Source organism: Nostoc sp. DedSLP03, assembly GCF_034530815.1.
GTDB lineage: Bacteria > Cyanobacteriota > Cyanobacteriia > Cyanobacteriales > Nostocaceae > Nostoc.
This window is the reverse complement of the sequence record NZ_JAVRCK010000045.1, coordinates 50,350-69,637: the sequence shown is the minus strand read 5'-3', so window position 1 is coordinate 69,637 and position 19,288 is coordinate 50,350. Positions and strand designations below refer to the sequence as shown.

Annotated in this window: 16 protein-coding genes and 1 pseudogene; 7 read left to right on the top strand and 10 right to left on the bottom strand. The window is 40.0% G+C overall.

Going from position 1 to position 19,288, the window contains the following annotated elements; genetic code table 11:
* Positions 1-322: 322 nt before the first annotated feature.
* Together RM368_RS21545 and RM368_RS21540 are read left to right on the top strand one after the other, a co-directional pair.
* Positions 323-1,762 (top strand): serine/threonine-protein kinase, encoded by a 1,440-nt coding sequence (locus RM368_RS21545; RefSeq protein ID WP_322695922.1) that lies wholly within the window; start codon positions 323-325, stop codon positions 1,760-1,762.
* Between the two features lie 349 nt (positions 1,763-2,111).
* Positions 2,112-2,384: a DUF2281 domain-containing protein gene (locus RM368_RS21540; protein ID WP_322695921.1), complete on the top strand. Its 273-nt coding sequence runs from the start codon at positions 2,112-2,114 to the stop codon at positions 2,382-2,384.
* 136 nt (positions 2,385-2,520) lie between these two features.
* Here RM368_RS21540 and RM368_RS21535 read toward each other — a convergent pair whose 3' ends face one another.
* A complete protein-coding gene (locus RM368_RS21535; protein ID WP_322695920.1) occupies positions 2,521-3,087 on the bottom strand; it encodes a DUF2808 domain-containing protein in 567 nt (188 codons plus the stop codon).
* Positions 3,088-3,116: 29 nt separating this feature from the next.
* The gene (locus RM368_RS21530) at positions 3,117-3,548 is read right to left on the bottom strand and encodes a DoxX family protein (protein ID WP_322695919.1); all 432 of its coding nucleotides are present in this window, start codon (positions 3,546-3,548) and stop codon (positions 3,117-3,119) included.
* Positions 3,549-4,302: 754 nt separating this feature from the next.
* Here RM368_RS21530 and RM368_RS21525 point away from each other — a divergent pair.
* Positions 4,303-4,650, top strand: a pseudogene (locus RM368_RS21525) (lectin ESA-2); the annotation flags it as partial.
* Positions 4,651-4,686: 36 nt separating this feature from the next.
* A complete protein-coding gene (locus RM368_RS21520) occupies positions 4,687-5,073 on the top strand; it encodes a hypothetical protein (protein ID WP_322695923.1) in 387 nt (128 codons plus the stop codon).
* A 133-nt stretch (positions 5,074-5,206) separates the two neighbouring features.
* Here the strand turns inward: RM368_RS21520 and RM368_RS21515 are convergent, their stop codons facing one another.
* Positions 5,207-5,581: a Spx/MgsR family RNA polymerase-binding regulatory protein gene (locus tag RM368_RS21515; RefSeq protein WP_322695918.1), complete on the bottom strand. Its 375-nt coding sequence runs from the start codon at positions 5,579-5,581 to the stop codon at positions 5,207-5,209.
* Positions 5,582-5,791: 210 nt separating this feature from the next.
* On the opposite strand from RM368_RS21515, the gene RM368_RS21510 reads away from it, so the two are divergent.
* On the top strand, positions 5,792-7,966 hold the full coding sequence (locus RM368_RS21510; RefSeq protein WP_322695917.1) for a DEAD/DEAH box helicase: 2,175 nt from the start codon (positions 5,792-5,794) through the stop codon (positions 7,964-7,966).
* A gap of 96 nt (positions 7,967-8,062) precedes the next feature.
* Here RM368_RS21510 and RM368_RS21505 read toward each other — a convergent pair whose 3' ends face one another.
* From RM368_RS21505 to RM368_RS21475, 7 genes are all read right to left on the bottom strand, one after another.
* Entirely contained in the window at positions 8,063-10,066 is a 2,004-nt protein-coding gene (locus RM368_RS21505) for a GAF domain-containing protein (RefSeq protein WP_322695916.1), read from the bottom strand.
* Positions 10,067-10,159: 93 nt separating this feature from the next.
* Positions 10,160-10,756 carry a PAS domain S-box protein gene (locus tag RM368_RS21500; protein WP_322695915.1) on the bottom strand — a complete coding sequence of 199 codons (597 nt, stop codon included), beginning with the start codon at positions 10,754-10,756 and terminating at the stop codon, positions 10,160-10,162.
* Between the two features lie 459 nt (positions 10,757-11,215).
* Complete coding sequence (locus tag RM368_RS21495) at positions 11,216-12,394, bottom strand: DNA double-strand break repair nuclease NurA (RefSeq protein ID WP_322695914.1); 1,179 nt, start codon at positions 12,392-12,394, stop codon at positions 11,216-11,218.
* 105 nt (positions 12,395-12,499) lie between these two features.
* Positions 12,500-13,285 carry an HAD family hydrolase gene (locus RM368_RS21490; RefSeq protein ID WP_322695913.1) on the bottom strand — a complete coding sequence of 262 codons (786 nt, stop codon included), beginning with the start codon at positions 13,283-13,285 and terminating at the stop codon, positions 12,500-12,502.
* A 138-nt stretch (positions 13,286-13,423) separates the two neighbouring features.
* A complete protein-coding gene (locus RM368_RS21485) occupies positions 13,424-13,612 on the bottom strand; it encodes a hypothetical protein (protein ID WP_322695912.1) in 189 nt (62 codons plus the stop codon).
* Positions 13,587-14,282 carry a pentapeptide repeat-containing protein gene (locus tag RM368_RS21480; RefSeq protein WP_322695911.1) on the bottom strand — a complete coding sequence of 232 codons (696 nt, stop codon included), beginning with the start codon at positions 14,280-14,282 and terminating at the stop codon, positions 13,587-13,589. Before RM368_RS21480 ends, RM368_RS21485 begins: the two co-directional genes overlap by 26 nt.
* A gap of 176 nt (positions 14,283-14,458) precedes the next feature.
* Positions 14,459-15,247: a tryptophan-rich sensory protein gene (locus RM368_RS21475; protein ID WP_322695910.1), complete on the bottom strand. Its 789-nt coding sequence runs from the start codon at positions 15,245-15,247 to the stop codon at positions 14,459-14,461.
* Positions 15,248-15,499: 252 nt separating this feature from the next.
* Here RM368_RS21475 and hisD point away from each other — a divergent pair, with 252 nt between their 5' ends.
* Both hisD and RM368_RS21465 read left to right on the top strand, forming a co-directional pair.
* The gene (hisD, locus tag RM368_RS21470; protein ID WP_322695909.1) at positions 15,500-16,777 is read left to right on the top strand and encodes a histidinol dehydrogenase; all 1,278 of its coding nucleotides are present in this window, start codon (positions 15,500-15,502) and stop codon (positions 16,775-16,777) included.
* A 42-nt stretch (positions 16,778-16,819) separates the two neighbouring features.
* A complete protein-coding gene (locus RM368_RS21465) occupies positions 16,820-19,222 on the top strand; it encodes a filamentous hemagglutinin N-terminal domain-containing protein (protein WP_322695908.1) in 2,403 nt (800 codons plus the stop codon).
* Positions 19,223-19,288: the final 66 nt, after the last annotated feature.

Here is a 19,288-nt window from a genome sequence, read left to right as displayed (position 1 = left end):
TAAAGACTTACCTGCACTACCTCCTGCTGTTTTTTAATTTGTCGAACTCACGTTAGTTTTAAAGTCGCATTTGTTGCTTTTGCGACTCCAAAAGTTAGTTTTGAAGTCAGATTTGTTGCTTTTGCGACTCCAAAAGTTAGTTTTGAAGTCAGATTTGTTGCTTTTGCGACTCCAAAAGTTAGTTTTAATGTCACATTTGTTGCTTTTGCGACTCCAAAAGTTATTTTAGCAATAGCCAGAAAACCTCAATCTTCGTCTCTGCGCCTCTGCGTGAGCTATCCTTCTAATTCACCAACGTCAACTACCATAACTCACAAAAAGCGTGTCAGAATCAACATTAGCCATCAATAAATGTGGGTATATGTTCTGGCAAAACGGACAGCTAATACATAACGGCAAATACAAAATAGAAAAACAGTTGGGTGGTGGCGGTTTTGCAGTTACCTACCAAGCAATGCATACTAAGCTAAACCGTCGAGTCGTCATCAAAACCCCCAACATCAGCATCCAACGAGATCCAGATTATCCCAAATATGTTGAACGCTTCAAAAAAGAAGCACAGATGCTAGCAATGTGTTGTACAGACTCACATCCCCATATTGTGCAAGTATTCGACTTTTTTGTTGAAGAAGATGGTCGCTACTGCTTAGAGATGCAATATATAGCAGGCGAGAGTTTATGGGAATACGTGCAACGCCAAGGGAAATTACCCGAAACTGAAGCTGTAAGATACATCCGCCAAATGGGTTTAGCTTTGGTAGAGGTACATAAAAAAGGAGTTTTTCATCTCGATGTCACTCCTCCCAATATTATGCTCAACTTTAATTCAGAGATTCCTAACTCAGGCAAAGCAGTATTAATTGACTTTGGTATTGCCGGCGATATGTCCCCACCGAGTACATTGTCTAGGTCTTTTGGTAACAGGGTATTTGCACCGTATGAGTTAACACGCAAAGGGATTCGTCACCCAACAGTTGATGTCTACTGTTTAGCTGGATCATTGTACTATGCCATCACTGGACAACGCCCCACCAATTCCTTTGACCGCAAGTATGAACAAGAGAAATTAGTACCACCAAAGCAACTTGTCCCCAGTCTTAGCGATGTGGTGAATCAGGCGATTCTCCAAGGAATGGCATTAGAGGCAAAAGATCGACCCCAGACAATGCAAGAATGGTTAAATTTACTTTCCTCTTCGCAACCAGAAAGTAATTTAACAAAAAGGATATTAGCTTCGCAAAATTCGTTGAATTTAGTCCCCTCTTCGCAAGCTAATCAAACAGAATTGATATTAGCTTCAGATGTGGGGGTAGATTACCACAACCTAGAGAATTTACTCAAAGCTAAAAAATGGAAAGCAGCAGATGAGGAAACCACCACAGTCATCTGGAAAGTAGCCAAAGGAGAGAAGCAACGCTGGCTTGATTATGAATTCATAAAAAACTTTCCTGCCACCGACTTACACATTATTAACCAATTATGGGTAAAATACAGCAATGATTATTTTGGGTTTAGTGTACAAAAACGCATTTGGCTAGAGTGCGGCGGCAAATTAGATTATAAAACGCAGTGTCATTTGGGTGAGCGCGTTGGTTGGCGCAACGCACATAATAGAATCTGGCTGTCCTTAGATAAATATAATTTTTCCCTAAATGCCCCCCTTGGGCATCTTCCATCCATGTTGCAAAAAGATAATGAAGCATCCATAGTCGATATAAAAATTATAATAGGAAGCTTTCTTCTGTCTCGTCCATACTTGTAAAGTTTAATCTATAAAGCTTTTTGAAATTTGTAAAAATTTGGAAGCAAGATATAACTAAAGCTTTTCGATACCTGGCACTGTTTGAATAGGCGAGGCACTAAAGCACACGCTTCGCAAATACAAAAAACCACAATCAATATTAACGTGAATTCGACAAGTCTTATTTAACCTCTCCCCCAACCCCTCTCCGACACGGAGAGGGGAGCAAAAAGCTGAATTTTTCGTTGCTCCTCCCTTTCCGTTTCGGAGAGGGAGGCTGGGAGGGAGAGGTTCATCGAACTCACGTCAATATTAGATAAAATATAAATTCAATACCTAGTTTTTCAACCTTGTAAATACAGGGCTAATAATGACTATTAAAAAACAAATTAACCAAGAACTAGAAAAATTACCTGAACCCTTATTGCAGGAAATTTTAGACTTTGTGCAATCTTTGCAAGCCAAACATCAAACAAACAGCATATCTTTAGATAGCCAACCTGCTCAAACACTTACAACAGAGCATACCTTAACAGGTTCTACTGCTGAAGATTTATTAGAATTTGTGGGCAGTTGGGAAGGTTCAGATATTAAAGAATGCCTGCAACTAGTTCATGACAGTCGGATACCTCTAGAATTTTAATTATGTATCTATTGGATACTAATCACTGTTCCTTTTTGATGGAAGGGATGCCTAGCGTTGTAAATCACTTGCGATCGCTTGGTCAGGTACAATTAGCAACTAGCGACTTTTGCAAGAAGTCTATCCCCTATCCCCTCTATGGGAACCACCAACTTCCTCTATCGCTGTAAAACTGAAACCGTGCAAAGCCAAGAAATTGACCGTGAGATTTTTCACCCACAGGGAATGCAGTAACACCCAATAAGTAAACACCAGAAAAGCTGGGATTACTTACAGGGCGGAGGGCGATGGTAATTGTCTGTCCTGGAGTTACTGGCGGATCAAAGATTACAGAAACCGTGCGTATCTTACTCTCGTTGATGACTGAACCTAGATGCAGTTGCGTTTCTTTGCGATCGCGTGTGCCGACAAATGCACGGGTATCATCAAGACGGTAGCGGATGTATTCTGACCCCTCTTTTTGGGCGATCGTTACCTTCTGGAGAGATTCTCCAGCATTTTCCGGCACATTGATGGTGAAGTAGTAAGTTGCGCTCAAAACATCTACTTCTTTGAAAGTAGTTGTCGCGTTAACAAGTGTTGGCGGTTGGACGAAATAGACTAAGCCATCTCTAAGTTGCACAGCTTGAGCCACTGGCAGCGTCACTTCTCCAATGCCTATTGCTAACGAGAGTGTTATTCCAAACAAAGTTGTAAGGCGCATGATTCAAATATAAAAAAACGCACTTATTCTCATTCTAGTTCCTTGGGAATCAATGACTGAGGAACGATCGAAGCTTGTTTTTCCCCAACAGAAGATTTTGTATACCACCAAGCCCAAGCAATTAAAACGGCTTGCAACGGAAGTCTAACTACGTGTACCCAAGGTGAGTTTGGTATATGTTCAATCTTAATCAGATTAGCCGCCATGTAAATATTCGCTGGATAAACAGCCATGAAAAGAGCAATAAGTCCCCAAGCAGCAGCTTGACTTACAGGCGGAACTAATAACCCGATGCCACCCAAAATTTCATAAAAGCCACTGAGATAAACTAATCCTAAAGGATAAGGTAGTTGTGGCGGTACAATTTTGACATATTCTTGTGGAACAAGAAAGTGTGTTACTCCAACCACAATGATGGATATAGCAAGGATGACACGTAATGTTTCCTTGTGCTTATTCATGGTTTTTGCCTCTTTATATACTTGCCCTATTACTTCAGTTTGACTGATGGATGTTAATCTGCATTGAGTCAATAGGAGTAAAAATCGACAAAATTTTACCAAGTACTTACCAAAACAATGCTGAGTAAAAAAGCAATAATTGCACTCAGCACGGGCTAAACCTAGCTATCTGCTAACGTAACTCCCAACTGGGCACTCTTGAAAAAAGTGATTGCAACTATAAATAAAACTGATGCACCGGACTGTACTAAAGGATTTATTAACTATGCCATGGCTCGATTAGTACAGCAAAACAACATTTTTATCAAAAATTTTCTTAACTACGCTTGCAATTTTAAATACTCTTATATTAGTATAACTACGACAGCGCAAAACAGTAATATTTGCTGCTTAACAATACTTTTGCCAAAATAGCCTAAGACAAGCGCTTGCTTGAATATAAGGCAGAAACTAGAATCTGCACTCAGACTTACACGACAGTTAAAACTACTTCTGTAAAACCATACAGAACAGAATTTTCTTGACGGAATTTTTTGTTACATGGTAAAAATAAGCATTTCAAATCTTAGGTTTGTTCGATGTCAAGCCTCGTAATTTGGCGAAGGTATTGTTAATTGCGCGTAATTTTTTCCAAATCAAATTGGATTGCTACAGATTCACTTTGACTAAACAATCAAAATTTTGGAGGAAAACAATGACAGCTACAACAACTACTAATGCTAATAATCTATACAATGTATAAAATCAGTGGGGTGGTGCATCTGCTCCGTGGAATCCTGGTGGAGTATGGGTGATTGGAGCTAGAGCAGATCAGCGCATTGTCGAACTCAAAGTTTCATCCAATGACAACGGCAAAACACTTAATGGAACTACGACATATTCTGGTGAAGGCCCCATCGGTTTTAAGGCTACCTTAACTGGAAGCGACAACTACAACGTAGAAAACCAATGGGGAGGCTCATCTGCTCCGTGGAATCCCGGCGGGACTTGGGTACTTGGCGCTCGTGGAAATCAAAATATTGTTGCAATCGATATTACATCGAGCGACGGCGGTAAAACCCTGACTGGAACTATCACTTATGCTGGTGAAGGCCCCATCGGTTTTAAGAGTGCTGCTGTTGATGGTCGTGTCTATAATGTGGAAAACCAATGGGGAGGCTCATCTGCTCCGTGGAATCCTGGCGGGACTTGGGTACTTGGCTCTCGCGCAAATCAAAATGTTGTTGCGATCAATATTACATCGAACGATGGCGGTAAAACTCTGACTGAGACTATTACATATTCTGGTGAAGGCCCCATCGGCTTTAAAGGTAACATTGTCGGCAGCAACAACTACACAGTAGAAAACCAGTGGGGTGGTAATACAGCGCCGTGGAATCCTGGTGGGACTTGGATAATCGGTAGTCGTGTGGGACAGAATGTAGTGGCGCTCAACGTCACATCTAATGATGGTGGGAAGACCCTAACTGGAACTACGACATATTCTGGTGAAGGCCCTATCGGCTTCCGATCGCACCAAATCTAAAAAGGCGATCGCTCTATACCCGTTTTCAGTTAGGTAAATACTGAACCGCACCCCTAACCCCCTGCCCGTTGTTTCGTGGCAGTTATGATATAAATATAGGGTAACTCAGCACTCAGCACGGGCTAAATCTTAGCTATCTGCTAAACACTCCTGAAGCTAAATCTAATTTTTCTCGAACTATTTCCTCATCTCTAAAGCCGACCAACACAGCTGTTCCATCTTTGACGAAAAGTGGACGTTTGAGCAGCATTGCATCGTGAGTGAATGCATCAACCCACTGTTCATCAGCCCAAGTCTTCTTTTCATCTCCTAAAGCGCGGTAGGATTGACCAGAGGTGTTTCGCATGGGAGCAAAACCCAAAGACTTTACCCAGTTTTGAATCATCTCACGAGTCGGCGGAGTATCTTTGGTGTTGATAAATTCATGGTCAATGTTGTTGTGTTGGAGCCACGTCAAAGCTTTTTTGCAAGTGCTGCAATTGGGAATTCCGTAGACTTGAATAGACATAAAATAATTAAGCAACAATCTTCATATATCACATAGTAGGTGGAACTTCTGCCATCAATGCTCTTTTCGTTAAATCTCGACGGCAGAAATTTAAGAGTAGCGATCGCTTTTAGCAATCGGTAATTTCAAGCATGGAACTCGTTAATCCATGATTCGAGGGTTCTGAAATACCAAGGAGTAGTTTTACTAACACTTTTATCCATAAAAAATATGAGCGATGCCTTTAATCGACTTGCACCCTTCATTCAAGAATATATTTATCATCACCAGTGGACTGAATTACGACCAGTTCAAATTGCTGCTTGTCAAGTTATATTTGACACTGATGCTCACTTGCTAGTTACTGCTGCAACTGCTGCGGGTAAAACAGAAGCAGCCTTTCTACCAGTTTTGACTCTATTACATACCAACCCTGCTGTCACCATCGGCGCATTATATATTAGTCCAATCAAAGCTTTAATTAACGATCAATTTGAGCGTCTTAATGATTTACTAAAAGAAGCAGATATTCCAGTTTGGCACTGGCATGGCGATGTTTCGCAAACTCGAAAAAACAAGCTTTTAAAGAATCCTCAAGGCATTCTGCAAATTACCCCAGAATCTCTGGAAAGTTTATTAATTAATAAAAATAACGACTTACTTCGATTATTTGGTGATTTAAGGTTTGTCATCATTGATGAAATTCACGCCTTTATGGGTTCAGAACGCGGTTGTCAAATTATTTGTCAATTACAACGTTTAGCAAAGTTAACGAAAAAACAACCGCGTCGTATTGGTTTATCGGCAACTCTTGGTGATTACTCAATCGCGGAAAATTGGCTGCGATCGGGAACAGATAAACCAGTAATTACCCCAAAAATTGACGGTATAAAACGTCAAATCAAACTAGCTGTAGAACATTTTTATATTACTAATGAAGTAGATGAATCAGAAGCGACAGCAGATGAACAATATATTTTCAACCTCAGCAAGTCTCGCAAATGCTTGATATTTGCTAATAATCGCACGCGTACCGAATCTGTAATTGCATCTTTGCGACAAATTGCTACAAAACAAGGACTACCAGATATATATCATGTGCATCATGGGAGTATATCTGCTAGCTTACGGCAAGCTGCTGAAAATGCAATGCGTGAACCTAACAATCCAGCCGTTACTGCCGCCACTCTAACTCTAGAATTAGGCATAGATATTGGTCATTTAGAGCGAGTGATTCAGTTAGAATCACCCTTGTCTGTAGCTAGCTTTTTACAACGCTTGGGACGAAGTGGTAGAAGAGGAGAAGCTGCTGATATGCGTTTTGTCTGCGCTGAAGATAAGCCATTAGCAGAAGCTTCTCTACCAGAACAAATCCCCTGGCAACTTTTACAGTGTATTGCGATAATTCAACTTTATTTAGAGGAACAATGGATTGAACCAATTAGGCCAATTAAATATCCTTTGAGTTTGCTTTATCACCAAACCATGAGTATTTTAACAGCAGCAGGGCAAATTTCAGTTAATGCTCTAGCTAAACAAATTTTTAGTCTACCGCCCTTTACTGCTCTTTTAAAAGAAGATTTTCAATTATTACTACGTTATTTAATTGATATTGGTCATATTCAGCAGACTGAACAAGGTAAATTAATCTTGGGTTTATCAGGAGAAAAGATAGTAAGAAAATTTCAGTTTTATGCTGTCTTTGCTGAACAGCAAGAATATATTGTTAAGCAAGGTACAACAGAAATTGGCAGTATTGTCACACCGCTTCCTGTTGGTAATCAATTTGCTTTAGCTGGCAGAAGTTGGGAAGTTGTAGAAGTTGACTTCAAAAAAAAGGCTATTTTTGTTAAACAAGCTGAGGGTAAATCTAGTATTTATTGGCGTGGTGGTGGTGGGACTATTCATACCAAAGTTTTGCAACGAATGCAGCAAGTTTTATTTGAGAACATTGAGTATAGTTACTTACAAAAAAATGCTTTGCAACGATTACATCAAGTTCGCCAATTGGCGCAGCAAGTTGGATTAGATAAACAGAATCTTTTGCAATTAGAAAAAGGTAAATGCTGTATTTTCCCTTGGATGGGTACGGTTGCTTATCGCACTTTAGAAAGATTACTCAACTCATACTGTCGGGAATCGTTGGAAATTACAAGTATTGGCGGAATAAATCCTTATTGTTTGACAATTAAATTAGGCAAGGATAAATTTAAATATCTTTATCGTGAAATTACTTCATTATGCGAACAAAGAATTACTTCAGAAGATTTAGTCAGTAGCTCAGAAGCACCGGAAATTCAAAAATATGATGGTTTTATTCCTCATTTACTTTTACGAAAAGCTTTTGCTACTGATTATTTGGACATGAATGAACTCAAAAAACAAGTAGAATTGTGGGGAGAATAAAATATAATTTGGAACTATTTAAAAGTAACTATTTTTTAATGAACTTTTGGAGCGATCGCAAATCATAATTTAAGATTTTTCCAGTCTTTAAAAGTTTTAAATGGGAATTTGAATCCAGAATTCTGTGCCTTTTCCTGGTTCTGATAGACAATTTAAAATTCCACCATGTTTTTCTACTATAATTTGGTAGCTAATTGACAATCCAAGACCTGTTCCCTTACCTACCTGTTTTGTGGTAAAAAATGGATCGAATAACCGTTTTTTAATATCTTCTCCCATTCCTAATCCGTTATCAGCAATTCGGATGACAACAAATTTACTCTCTAAAATTTCAGTACGAATTACAATTTCCGGTTTATAATTTGTTTTTATCTTAATCATTGACTCTTCTAAGGCATCGATCGCATTAGTTAAAATATTCATAAACACTTGATTTAATTGACCAGCATAACAATCAATTAAAGGCAGATCGCTATATTCTCTCATTATAGATATATCCAAGCCAATTCCATTGTTTTTCCAACGGTGATGTAAAATTAATAAGGTATTTTCAATTCCTTCATGAATATCAACTAATTTTTTATCTGCTTCATCATGGCGAGAAAAATTTCGCAATCCTAAAACAATTTCCCGAATACGATTAGTCCCCATATTCATCGATGATAGAAGTTGATAAAGGTCACTAGTAAGGAATTCTAAATCAATTTTTTTAGCGAAATTTTCAATTTCTACTTCTGGATGGGGATAATGTTGCTGATAAAGGTGCAAAAGAGTTAACATCTCTTGAAAGTATTCATTAGCAAAGGTTAAGTTACCATGAATAAAATTAACTGGATTGTTGATTTCATGAGCAACTCCAGCGACTAATTGCCCTAAGCTAGACATTTTTTCATTTTGGATCAGTTGAGATTGAGTTTGTTGCAATTTATGCAATGTTTCAGTGAGTTTTTCAGCTTGAGTTTGAGCTTCTAAAGTAGCAGTACGACTTTGGGTATAAAGTTGTGCATGATCGATAGCGATCGCTAATTGATCGCAAACAGCTTGTAACAGGTTAATTTCACTGTTAGTCCAAATGCGATCGCCACTACAATGACTGCACACAATTGCTCCAATTTCTCCAGAATTACTTTTAACTGGTAGCATTAGTTGAGATGTGATGCCAAACTCAGTTAAAAGTTCTTGAATATCATAATCAAGTTGTGATTTACTATTAATATTTTCGATGCAGATTAGCTCTTGAGAGAGAATATTTTGAGTTAAAAAATTGCTTTTTTGCAGTGGAATACTGCCTAACATACTTGTCAAGTTAGGGTTTCGTGCTTCATAGGTAATAGTTAGGCTTGCTTGGGATGGGTGCGGTAAATAAGAAAGAAAGTAGCAACGGTCAATTTGTAATAAGCTGCGAATTTCATTCACAGCAGTTTCTAGGATCATATCTAGGTCAAGAGAACTGCGAATTTGACTAGCTAGACGCAGTAACAAAGCTTCCCGACGGCTGAGGAGTTCTTCTCTTGCCCAGATTCGGTCAATAGCTACAGCAATATTATTAGCAATCCAATTTAATAAGTTATGAGTTGGTTCGGTAAATAATTGCTTGCTGAATAAAGCAATCATGCCGATTAATTGCTGCTCTACTATTAAGGGATAAGCAGAAAATCGAGAAATTGATAATGTAGACTCTATAAGCTTTTCTGAATGATTAACGGATAATTCTTGGTTAAAAATAGCTTGATGGTTTTGAATCATTAAGCCAATAATATTATTGACTAAAGCAATATGTTCTGGGAAATCTTGGGTATCGCTCAAAGTACTACAAGTAATATCTGTGCAATGAACACCAGCTTGCAATTGTAGCTGGTTTGTCTGGCGTTCAAATGTCCAGATACAAACGAAGCCGATATCAAGGTATTGGGAAATAGTATTTGTACAATTTTGCAGAATTTCTGGAAGTGTGCCACTTTGAGATAATGCTAAACTGACTTCTGCACTCAAAACTGACAAACGCGATCGCTCTAATAAAGCTAACTCTGAAAGCTTACGCTGTGTAATATCTGTGCGAATCGATACATATTGATAGGGCTTTCCGTCTTGTCCCAACATTGGGGCGATCAAAGTATCAACCCAATAAAAAGTTCCATCCTTGGCTTTATTTTGAATTTCTCCCTTCCATATTTTTCCTTGAGCGATACTTTTCTATAAGTTTACAAAGAATTCTTTTGTATGGTGTCCAGAATTGATAATCCGATGATCTTGCCCTAAAAGTTCTTCTGAAGAATATTTAGAAACTTCACAAAATAAGTCATTGACATAAGTTATTTTTCCAGTTTTATCAGTAATAGCTACCAGTGAATGGGCATTTAAGGCAAATTTAAAAGCTTCTAATTCTTGGATAGAATTTTTTAGCGCTATCTCATTCTGTTTATTAGCAGTAATGTCACGAGCTACTGCATACATCAATTTTTCTTCACTGAAAGCAGTTGCATTCCATGACAGCCATTTGTAAGAACCATCCTGACAAAGATAGCGGTTTTCAAAGCTGACTGCATCTACAGATTGTGTAATATTTTGGGCTGCTGCAATAGTAGATTCACGGTCTTCAGGATGAACAAATTCGATAAAGGGTTGAGCAATAAGTTCCTGAATTGACCAACCTAATATTTTTGTCCATACCGGATTTAAATACTTAAAATAACCATCAAAGTTAGCAATACACAATAAATCTAGAGAAAGTGAGAAAAAGCGGGAATATTTTTCTTCAGATTTATTGAACTCATATTGAACTAGTTTCATCAGCTTTTTAGGTATGAATCTTTTTTGAAAAAGGTTAAATAAGTTAATACGTTTATTGATTGAAGTTGAATTACCATTTTGATGTAATCTATCAACCTAGAGACTCACGTAATGCCAGTTCTAACTAAGACTGTTGAGCTTACCAATAAAAACGTAATTAACTTGATGTAGAGCCAATAAGTATCTAGTAGTTTATACTGAGGAAACTAGCTAGCTATTGAGTTAATTCTCTACTAAATAAAGGTTTCCCTAAAAAGCTGTAAAGTAAACATTTAGATTTTAAATTTAAAATAAGAAGTGTTACATAAACTGAATTCATCAAAACTTTTATCTGTAATTGTCCTTAAGTAGCTAAGATATTAGTACCGCAAAGCGTAATTCGTAGTTAAGAGTTCAATTACGAATTATGAATTACGTTAGCGCCGCGAAAGCGTTGCAGTAGCGTCATTACAAATTATTTTAAGCAATACTCCCGCGCTTTCTGGCTTCTTTGTAGGAAGTTCCCACATTTTTTAGGCCAGCTTTAATCATTTGTTGTTCGAGTAGAGCAAAGAAACGCGCTTTATCGCCACCTTTTACTACTGCTTGATTATGCGCTTCGGCGATCGCTACAGGGTAGCCATATCCTTTTTGTACTTGTGCTAACATCAGTCCCAGTGCTTGGTCTAACATGGTTGCATTCTCGGCTACCCATACCGGAACTTCGATTCGGGCGATTTCGGTGCCAACGTGGACGTAGCAAAAGTAAATTGTTTGATCGCCATAAAGTTCCAAAATAGGGGAATTGCTGCGCCACAGAGTACTGCGTTGTCCTGGTTTGAGTCGGGTTGACCAAACAGAAGTATCTCGCAACTGTTCAAAAATTTTACAAGCTACTTTTTCTAACTGATTTGGGCAATAAGTTTTACAGTCTGGCACTGGATGGGGACAAGCTAATAACCGTAAAAAGTTCATTGTTTCGATGCTGCGAGAGGCGCTAAGATAGCCCATTAAAGGAATTTGAGCATCACGCATCTGCTGCCAAGCTTCTAGGATGGGGGGTAAAATGCGATCGCGTGCATCCATCGGCAATTGTTCTAAAAACCAGTAAATTAGCGAACCATCTACCATCGCTAGCGCTGGTGTTTCCTTTTGCGCTGCATCACACGCAAGTTCTGCTAACACCGTTGTTTCGGAAGCAGTGCGGCGAAAACTCATCCATTCCTCGGTTCTAATTCCCCATTGCCTAGACATATATAAATCTTCTGGGCGATAAAATACTTCTGGCAAACTATCGAGTAATGGATGGCGATTTTGTCCGTAGTGCAAGACGACTCTGCCAATATTTAGTAGATAACAGTAAGCAATTTCGTGATGGTTGGGGGCAATTTGGGAACCATCGGTAGCGATGACAGTATGAATTTTTGGGGGAACTGGGATATCGATGCAGGTTTCTAGCGCCTCAATTGGGGTAGCATTAGCAAAGAGAATGCGATCGCGCCATTTTTCCTGGCGATCGATTAAATCTTGTTGACACTCGTAAGCATTTTTTAAATGTTGTTGTGCCAGTTCTAAACGCTGACGACTAGCAGCAGCTTCTAAAGTAAGATGCTGACTTAAACCCTGCATTTGTCGCGCCAGTTTTGTTAGGTCAAGCATAAAAATAAGTGCGAAGTGATACGTCAGAAATTAAATATGCATTATTCAAAATCTTTATAGAGACGTAGCACTACTACGTCTCTTTTTGACTAGATATTTAATATATTAAAGCCAAGCTGAGAAATCTTTGGCAAACTGAGAAAGTGATAACAACTGAATTCGCGGATCGTTTTGAGCAGCTTCTCGTTCTACTTGAGTATTATAGCCCCAGTCTGCAAGAAAAAGTTTCACATCTTCAAGGTCTGCTTGCTGTTGAACTAATTGTAATGTCTTAAGTCTATCTTCTACAAACCAGAGACTAACAGATTTGTCTTCTGATGACTGAATTAATTCTCGCAAAATTTCATATTTGGGACGCTTAACTTCTTTCCCAATGATTGATTCTGGTGGAAAATTTACTCCTTCTTGTTGTAACAACTGCTGTACAAAACGCCCTTCTTTAGTTGTCACAATGTACAGCTTAACTCCGCTGTCAATAGTTAATTTGATTTTTTCGACTACAGCCGGATAAAATCTATGCAGACTCAGCCAACCACTTAAATCCGTGGTAATCCATTCATCTCGTTGATTATCTAGTTTTGCACCAATTTCTCTTGCTTGGAGCTGATCATTTAACAAAATTTGTGGGGCAATACTCACCCATTCATGAAGAATCTTTTCGTCAGGAATTCCATCTATCAAGGCTTTAATTAAAATGGGCATTTCCCAACCTGTTTCAATAACAGGTCTTAATCGATAGAATCTTAAAGCCAAATCATCTGGCGGTGTGTCGTTAGCAGAAGACCAAATTTCACAGTAGGTACGCCATGCTACCTCAAAATATTCAATTAATCCGTCGCAAATCACTCCATCAAAGTCCAGGGCTAAAATTTGGGGACTACTTGTGGTCATTGGGTTGAGAATAAAACTGCTGTTGTCAGCTTACCCGACAAATTTAAATCATGCAGTAATTTTTGTTAGTCTTTTATAATTCATAAATTTGCTGAAAAAGTGTGGTGGCATTGTAAAATTTGATTTGTTAATGGTAGGTTAACGAGCATCTACAGCAGGTTTGCGATCGACTAAACGAATTTGATTTTGCTTGACTACTACGGTGATTAGTGGTAAAGAACGTTTAGCTGGGTCACGAACAACTCGGCCCTGAGCTGGACTTGGGGTGGAATTGGCTAAAGGTAATACTTGAGTCAGGCGCTCATTGTTGAGCAAAAGCCAAGTCACTTTCAATTAACTTGGCTTTTGTTAGGTTAGCCCCACTCAAATTGCACAAGTGAAAATTTGCCCCTCTTAGGTCTGCTAGTGACAGATTAGCTCCTGTTAAATCTGCACCAGTGAGGTTGACTTCACTTAAGTTAGCACTACTCAGGTTAGCGCCCTGAAGTAAAGCTTGTTGCAGGTTTGCCTCGCTTAGGTTAGCCCTCATCAGGTATGCTTTACTTAAATCGGCTCCAGTTAAATTCGCTTGACTGAGGTCTGCTGCTGTTAAATCAGCTTTACTTAGATTGGCTTGACTTAAGTTTGCCCAACTCAATGAGGCATAACTTAAGTTAATTTCACTCAGCTTCATGGTCGCAAGTATTGCACACCTCAAATTAGCATTAACAAAATTTCTTTCTCCAATTGCATAACGGCGTAAAATTTCATCAGTTGTTACTCTGTTTAAAACAGCTTTTGATGCGCCTTGATAACACCATGTAGCTTGTAATAGTTTGGCAGCAGTGTTAACAGCTACCTCATCACTAGAAGCCACAATTACAGCATTGCAGCCATCCCATTGACCGTTAAGCATTAGAGCAATCTCATTAGCGGCAGCAATTGAGTCAAATAGTAAAACAGATTCTTTATGCGGTTTTAACCAGTTATTCCAACCAATCGAGATAATATTTTTCATTTCTATAAATTTTAAATTTTTTAGACGATTACGGCTTTAAAATCGTGTCCGCTAAAAGACTTATCATTAACACCGTAGTTATTGCTGGGAGCAGGAAAGCAGGAGAGAGGGTTTGAAGTTCTTACCCACAATTTAAATTGTGCAACTTGTACGCACAACAGTTTATGTCATCACACTTAAATATGTTCTTGTTGGGTGCGTAAGCTGTTAATCGTAGCGATGAAAAATAGGAAAATGGCCAAAACCAATACGGTATTTCTGAGCATTGAGCTATCAAAATGCTTGAGTGCGATCGCCACTAATGCCCAAAGTATTACTCCTGCATAAGCGATGTCTCGACACTGGATGACCATAACTGCTGCAACTGCTGTTGCTATCAATACCATGATGAGAGTCCAGATGACAGCAGAAATTCCCCAACCGTTCCACCTGTGAAAATCCAAGGCACACGCTACATTGACAATAGTCGCCACGCTAATCCAACCTAGATAAATGCTAATCGGAAAGTGAATACACCATTTTTTTAGCCAAGGTACACGCGATTTGCCAATTTCTAACTGCACATAAACACCAATTAGCGGCAACAGAATCAAGAGCATTGCAATTACAGAAAGAGCAAAAAGCCGAGACAGAAACAGATATACCCAAATACTTTGAGCAATACAGGCGATCGCCAACAGATAATCTGTCTTACGTAAATCAGGCTCATGTAGCTGGTTAGGTAGAGCTTGGTATACCCCAAAAGCAAACAACCCAAGGTAAATCAGCCCCCAGATAGCAAAGGCGTAATTGGCAGGGATAATCAAGACATTTTTAAACAAAGTATTGGAAATTTCCCCAATGCTAAGTCCATTGAGCGGAAAAATGTTCGATACTACATTGATAACAAAAGCACCAAAGATTGCAGCCAAAGTAACAAGCTGCCGCCAAAGATCCCGGTAATTGCCTCTTGTGAACTGCTGCATAGGATGTTAACTCATAATCGAATTCGCACGCTTGTAAAGCCCAAAGACTTATTGTATCCTCGTTAAGAGCCTAGAGGCTCTTAACCACTTGGGGCAAGGGCTGTATCTTAACAAGCGTGCCATTCAACTCATATCTTTTGTGCTTTTAGCTTACATCTGAAAAAGAGTGATGCATATAAACCACAGTCATATCTAGCAAGTTAATCAGGAGTTAAACTGATTATTGACCTCACTGCTTTTAAGGTACTGTCCATGCAGCTACTTCAAACTACCGACAAAGATTTTTCTGTCAAATTCCAAACTCTTGTAAGCGATCGCCGGGAAGTTACAGTTGATGTTAGTGGGACAGTACGTGAGATTCTAGCTGATGTCAAAGTGCGTGGTGATGCCGCAGTCAAAGACTATACTAGCCGCTTCGATCGCAACAATCTCCAGTCTTTGCATTTAAGCGAAACCTTTATTGCCGAACACGCAGCACAATGTCCTGCTGATGTCTTGGCTGCACTGGAATTTGCTGCTGAGAGGATTGTGGCTTTCCATGAAAAACAATTACCACAAGATATTGCCTACAGCGATGCAGTCGGGGTAAAACTGGGATTGAATTGGGTAGCGCTGTCGCAAGTGGGAATTTATGTACCAGGGGGACGGGCTAGCTATCCGAGTTCTTTGTTGATGAATGCCTTACCAGCTAAAATTGCTGGTGTTGAAAGAATTGTCATGACAGTACCAATGCCTGGCGGTGAGATTAATCCCGTGGTATTGGCTGCGGCTCAAGTTGCCGGTGTTACAGAAATATATGGCATTGGTGGGGCGCAAGCGATCGCAGCATTAGCTTATGGTACAGAAAGCATTGCCCCAGTAGATAAAATAGTTGGCCCTGGTAATGCTTATGTTGCTGAAGCCAAGCGTCAAGTCTTTGGCACTGTTGGCATTGATAGCATCGCTGGGCCTTCTGAAATTTTAGTGGTAGCCGACAGCCAGAACAACCCAGATTGGATTGCCTGGGATTTACTATCGCAAGCAGAACACGATCCTAGTGCCCAGTCAATCTTAATTACTGATTCCGAAATCTTCGCGCAACAAGTAATCAAGGCTGTTGAGAAAATTCTCGCCGATTTACCTACCAAAGAAGTTGCCAGTGCAAGTTGGCAAAATTATGCAGCCGTAATTCTAGTTAGCGATTTAGCCGAGAGTATACCACTGCTCAATCAACTAGCTCCAGAACATGTGGAATTGTGTGTGGACAACCCGCAACTCCTTGCTAATCAAATTAAGTGTGCCGGCAGCGTGTTTTTAGGACGTTATACTCCAGAAGCGATTGGCGATTATTTAGGAGGCCCCAACCATGTACTGCCAACTGCCCGTTCTGCCCGCTTTGCTTCTGGTTTGAGTGTCTATGACTTTCTCAAACGAATTACTTTTTTAGAATGTGACAAAGATTCATTACAGACAATAGGCAAAGCAGCTGTCACCTTAGCAGAAGCAGAAGGTTTGCCAGCTCATGCAGGTAGTGTATCTGTACGCTTGTAATAAAAGCTGCTGTTACAAAGCTTAGGGGGTAGAATGCTTGGGATGACTACTCGTTGGTGTTTGGGGATTGGGATGGGAGGTGCGATCGCTTTGGGTGCAAATTGTGCTTCTGCCCAAATCACCACCGATGGCACTTTGCCTAATAATTCCATCATCACATCAGATGGTAACACCATCAATATCACAGGGGGTACACAAGCTGGTGGTAACTTGTTTCACAGCTTTAGGGAGTTTTCTGTCATTACTGGTAGCACAGTTTACTTTAACAATGCAATCAATATTCAGAACATCATCAGTCGGGTGACAGGCAATTCTGTTTCTAATATAGATGGCATTCTCAAAGCTAACGGTGCAGCCAACGTATTTCTGATTAATCCTAACGGCATTGTTTTTGGGCCCAATGCTTCTTTAAATATTGGCGGTTCATTTGTGGCGAGTACGGCGAGTAGTTTGAACTTTGCTGATGGTACAAAGTTTAGTGCTACATCACCTCAAACTACACCTCTACTCACAGAAAGTGTTCCTATAGGTTTACAATTTGGAACAAATGCGGCGTCCATCCGCAATCAATCCCAAGCAAGTCCTAATAATGCAATTAATACCTTCGGACAAGGTGTTGGTCTACAGGTGCAGCAAGGCAAAACCTTAGCACTGATAGGTGGTGATATAACCCTAGAGGGCGGAAATTTAACAGCAAGTGGGGGAAGAATTGAGTTAGGAAGCGTTGCTGGCAATAGTTTGGTCAGTCTGAATTCAATGAATCAAGGTTGGGCATTAGGATATGAAGGTGTTCAAAATTTTCAGAACATTCAACTAACCCAGCAAAGTCAGATTCCATCTACTTTAGATACCAGTGGCAAAGGTGGCGGTAATATCCACCTACAAGGACAACGAGTACTGGTAAGTGACGGTTCACAAATTTTGGCTCTGACTCTGGGAGCGCAACCAGGAGGAAATTTAACACTGAAGGCTTCCGAGTCTGTAGAACTTGGACTAAATGCGCTCTTGGATACTGGGACTCTCGACACTGGAAACTCTGGAGATATAAATATCACTACCAGAAAGTTGATTGTCAAAGATGGAGCGCAAGTTGTAATGTTCAATCTTGGTTCGGGATTAGCGGGGCAATTGAGCATCAACGCCTCAGATTCCGTAGAACTAATTGCAGGTATGCCCATTGCTCCTTTGCCAGATGGTAGTGATTTAATATCGAGTGGATTATTTAGTGCAACTTATGGCGCTCAAAATGCTGGCAGCATAATAGTTAATACTGGAAAGTTACGTATCGAGGGAGGGGCCACAATATCAACAAGTTCTGAGGGTATACTTGGGCGTTTTTTTAACCAATTTATACCAGCTACAGGAAATGCAGGAGATTTGACAGTGAACGCCTTCGAGTCCGTAGAATTAATCGGAACTTCAGTAAATGGTTCTAGGCTCAGTAGCTTATTTGCTGGGACTCAAGGGCCTGGAAATGGCGGCAACTTGACCTTAATTACAGGGCGATTGGTTATCAAAGATGGGGCGGCAATAACTGTGAGCAGTGAAGCTCGAAAGGATGTTAACTATCAAGGGGGTGTACCCAATTTAGGTCTAGCAGGCGGACTCAATATAAACGCTCGTTCCATCCTGCTGGATAAAGGAAAACTTCTAGCTAATTCAGTAGCGGATCGTGGAGGAAATATTAATTTATCAGTACAAGATTTACTGCTGTTGCAGCGTAACAGTGAAATATCTACTGTCTCAGGCAATGAACCGGCTGGTGGAGACGGCGGCAATTTTACGCTTAATATGCCAGATGGCTTCATCTTCGCCACTCCCAATGAAAATAGCGATATCATTACTAACGCCTTCAATGGTAGGGGAGGTAAAATTACGATTACAGCCTTTGGGGTTTTTGGTATGGTAGTGCGTTCTCAAGAAGAATTAGTGAGATTGCTAAGAACTAACGATCCAAGCCAATTAGACCCACGTCGGCTGCCAACAAATGACATCACTTCATTTTCACAGACAGGCTCTTCCTTGGAAGGAACACCAGAACTACAGTTCACTAGAGGAGAACTACCCACAAACCTAGTAGATGCTTCCCAGCTACTTGACACTATCTGTAGCCCTAGAAGCAAGCAACAAGCTAATTCATTTATCATCACTGGACGCGGTGGTTTACCACCCAATCCCAAGGACATTCTCTCTCCTGACACAGTGCAAGTAGATTGGGTAACTCTCAATCCCAGCACCAGAGATGGCAAAAATCCACCTGTTCCCATCAAACCTACTACTGCTACGCCAAAATCCATTGTAGAAGCTACAGGGTGGGTGATAAATGCCAAAGGTGAGTTGGAACTCACAGCGAATGCACCCACTACGCCTCATGGTTTATGGCAGAATCCTGTATCTTGCCATGCTGCTTCTTATCGCTCTTTCATCACTCTCAGAAAACAATAATCGAAGCAGAAAACTGAAACTTTTGTGCTTTTTAGTCTAAAATCCAGATGATAGCGTTGACGCCGT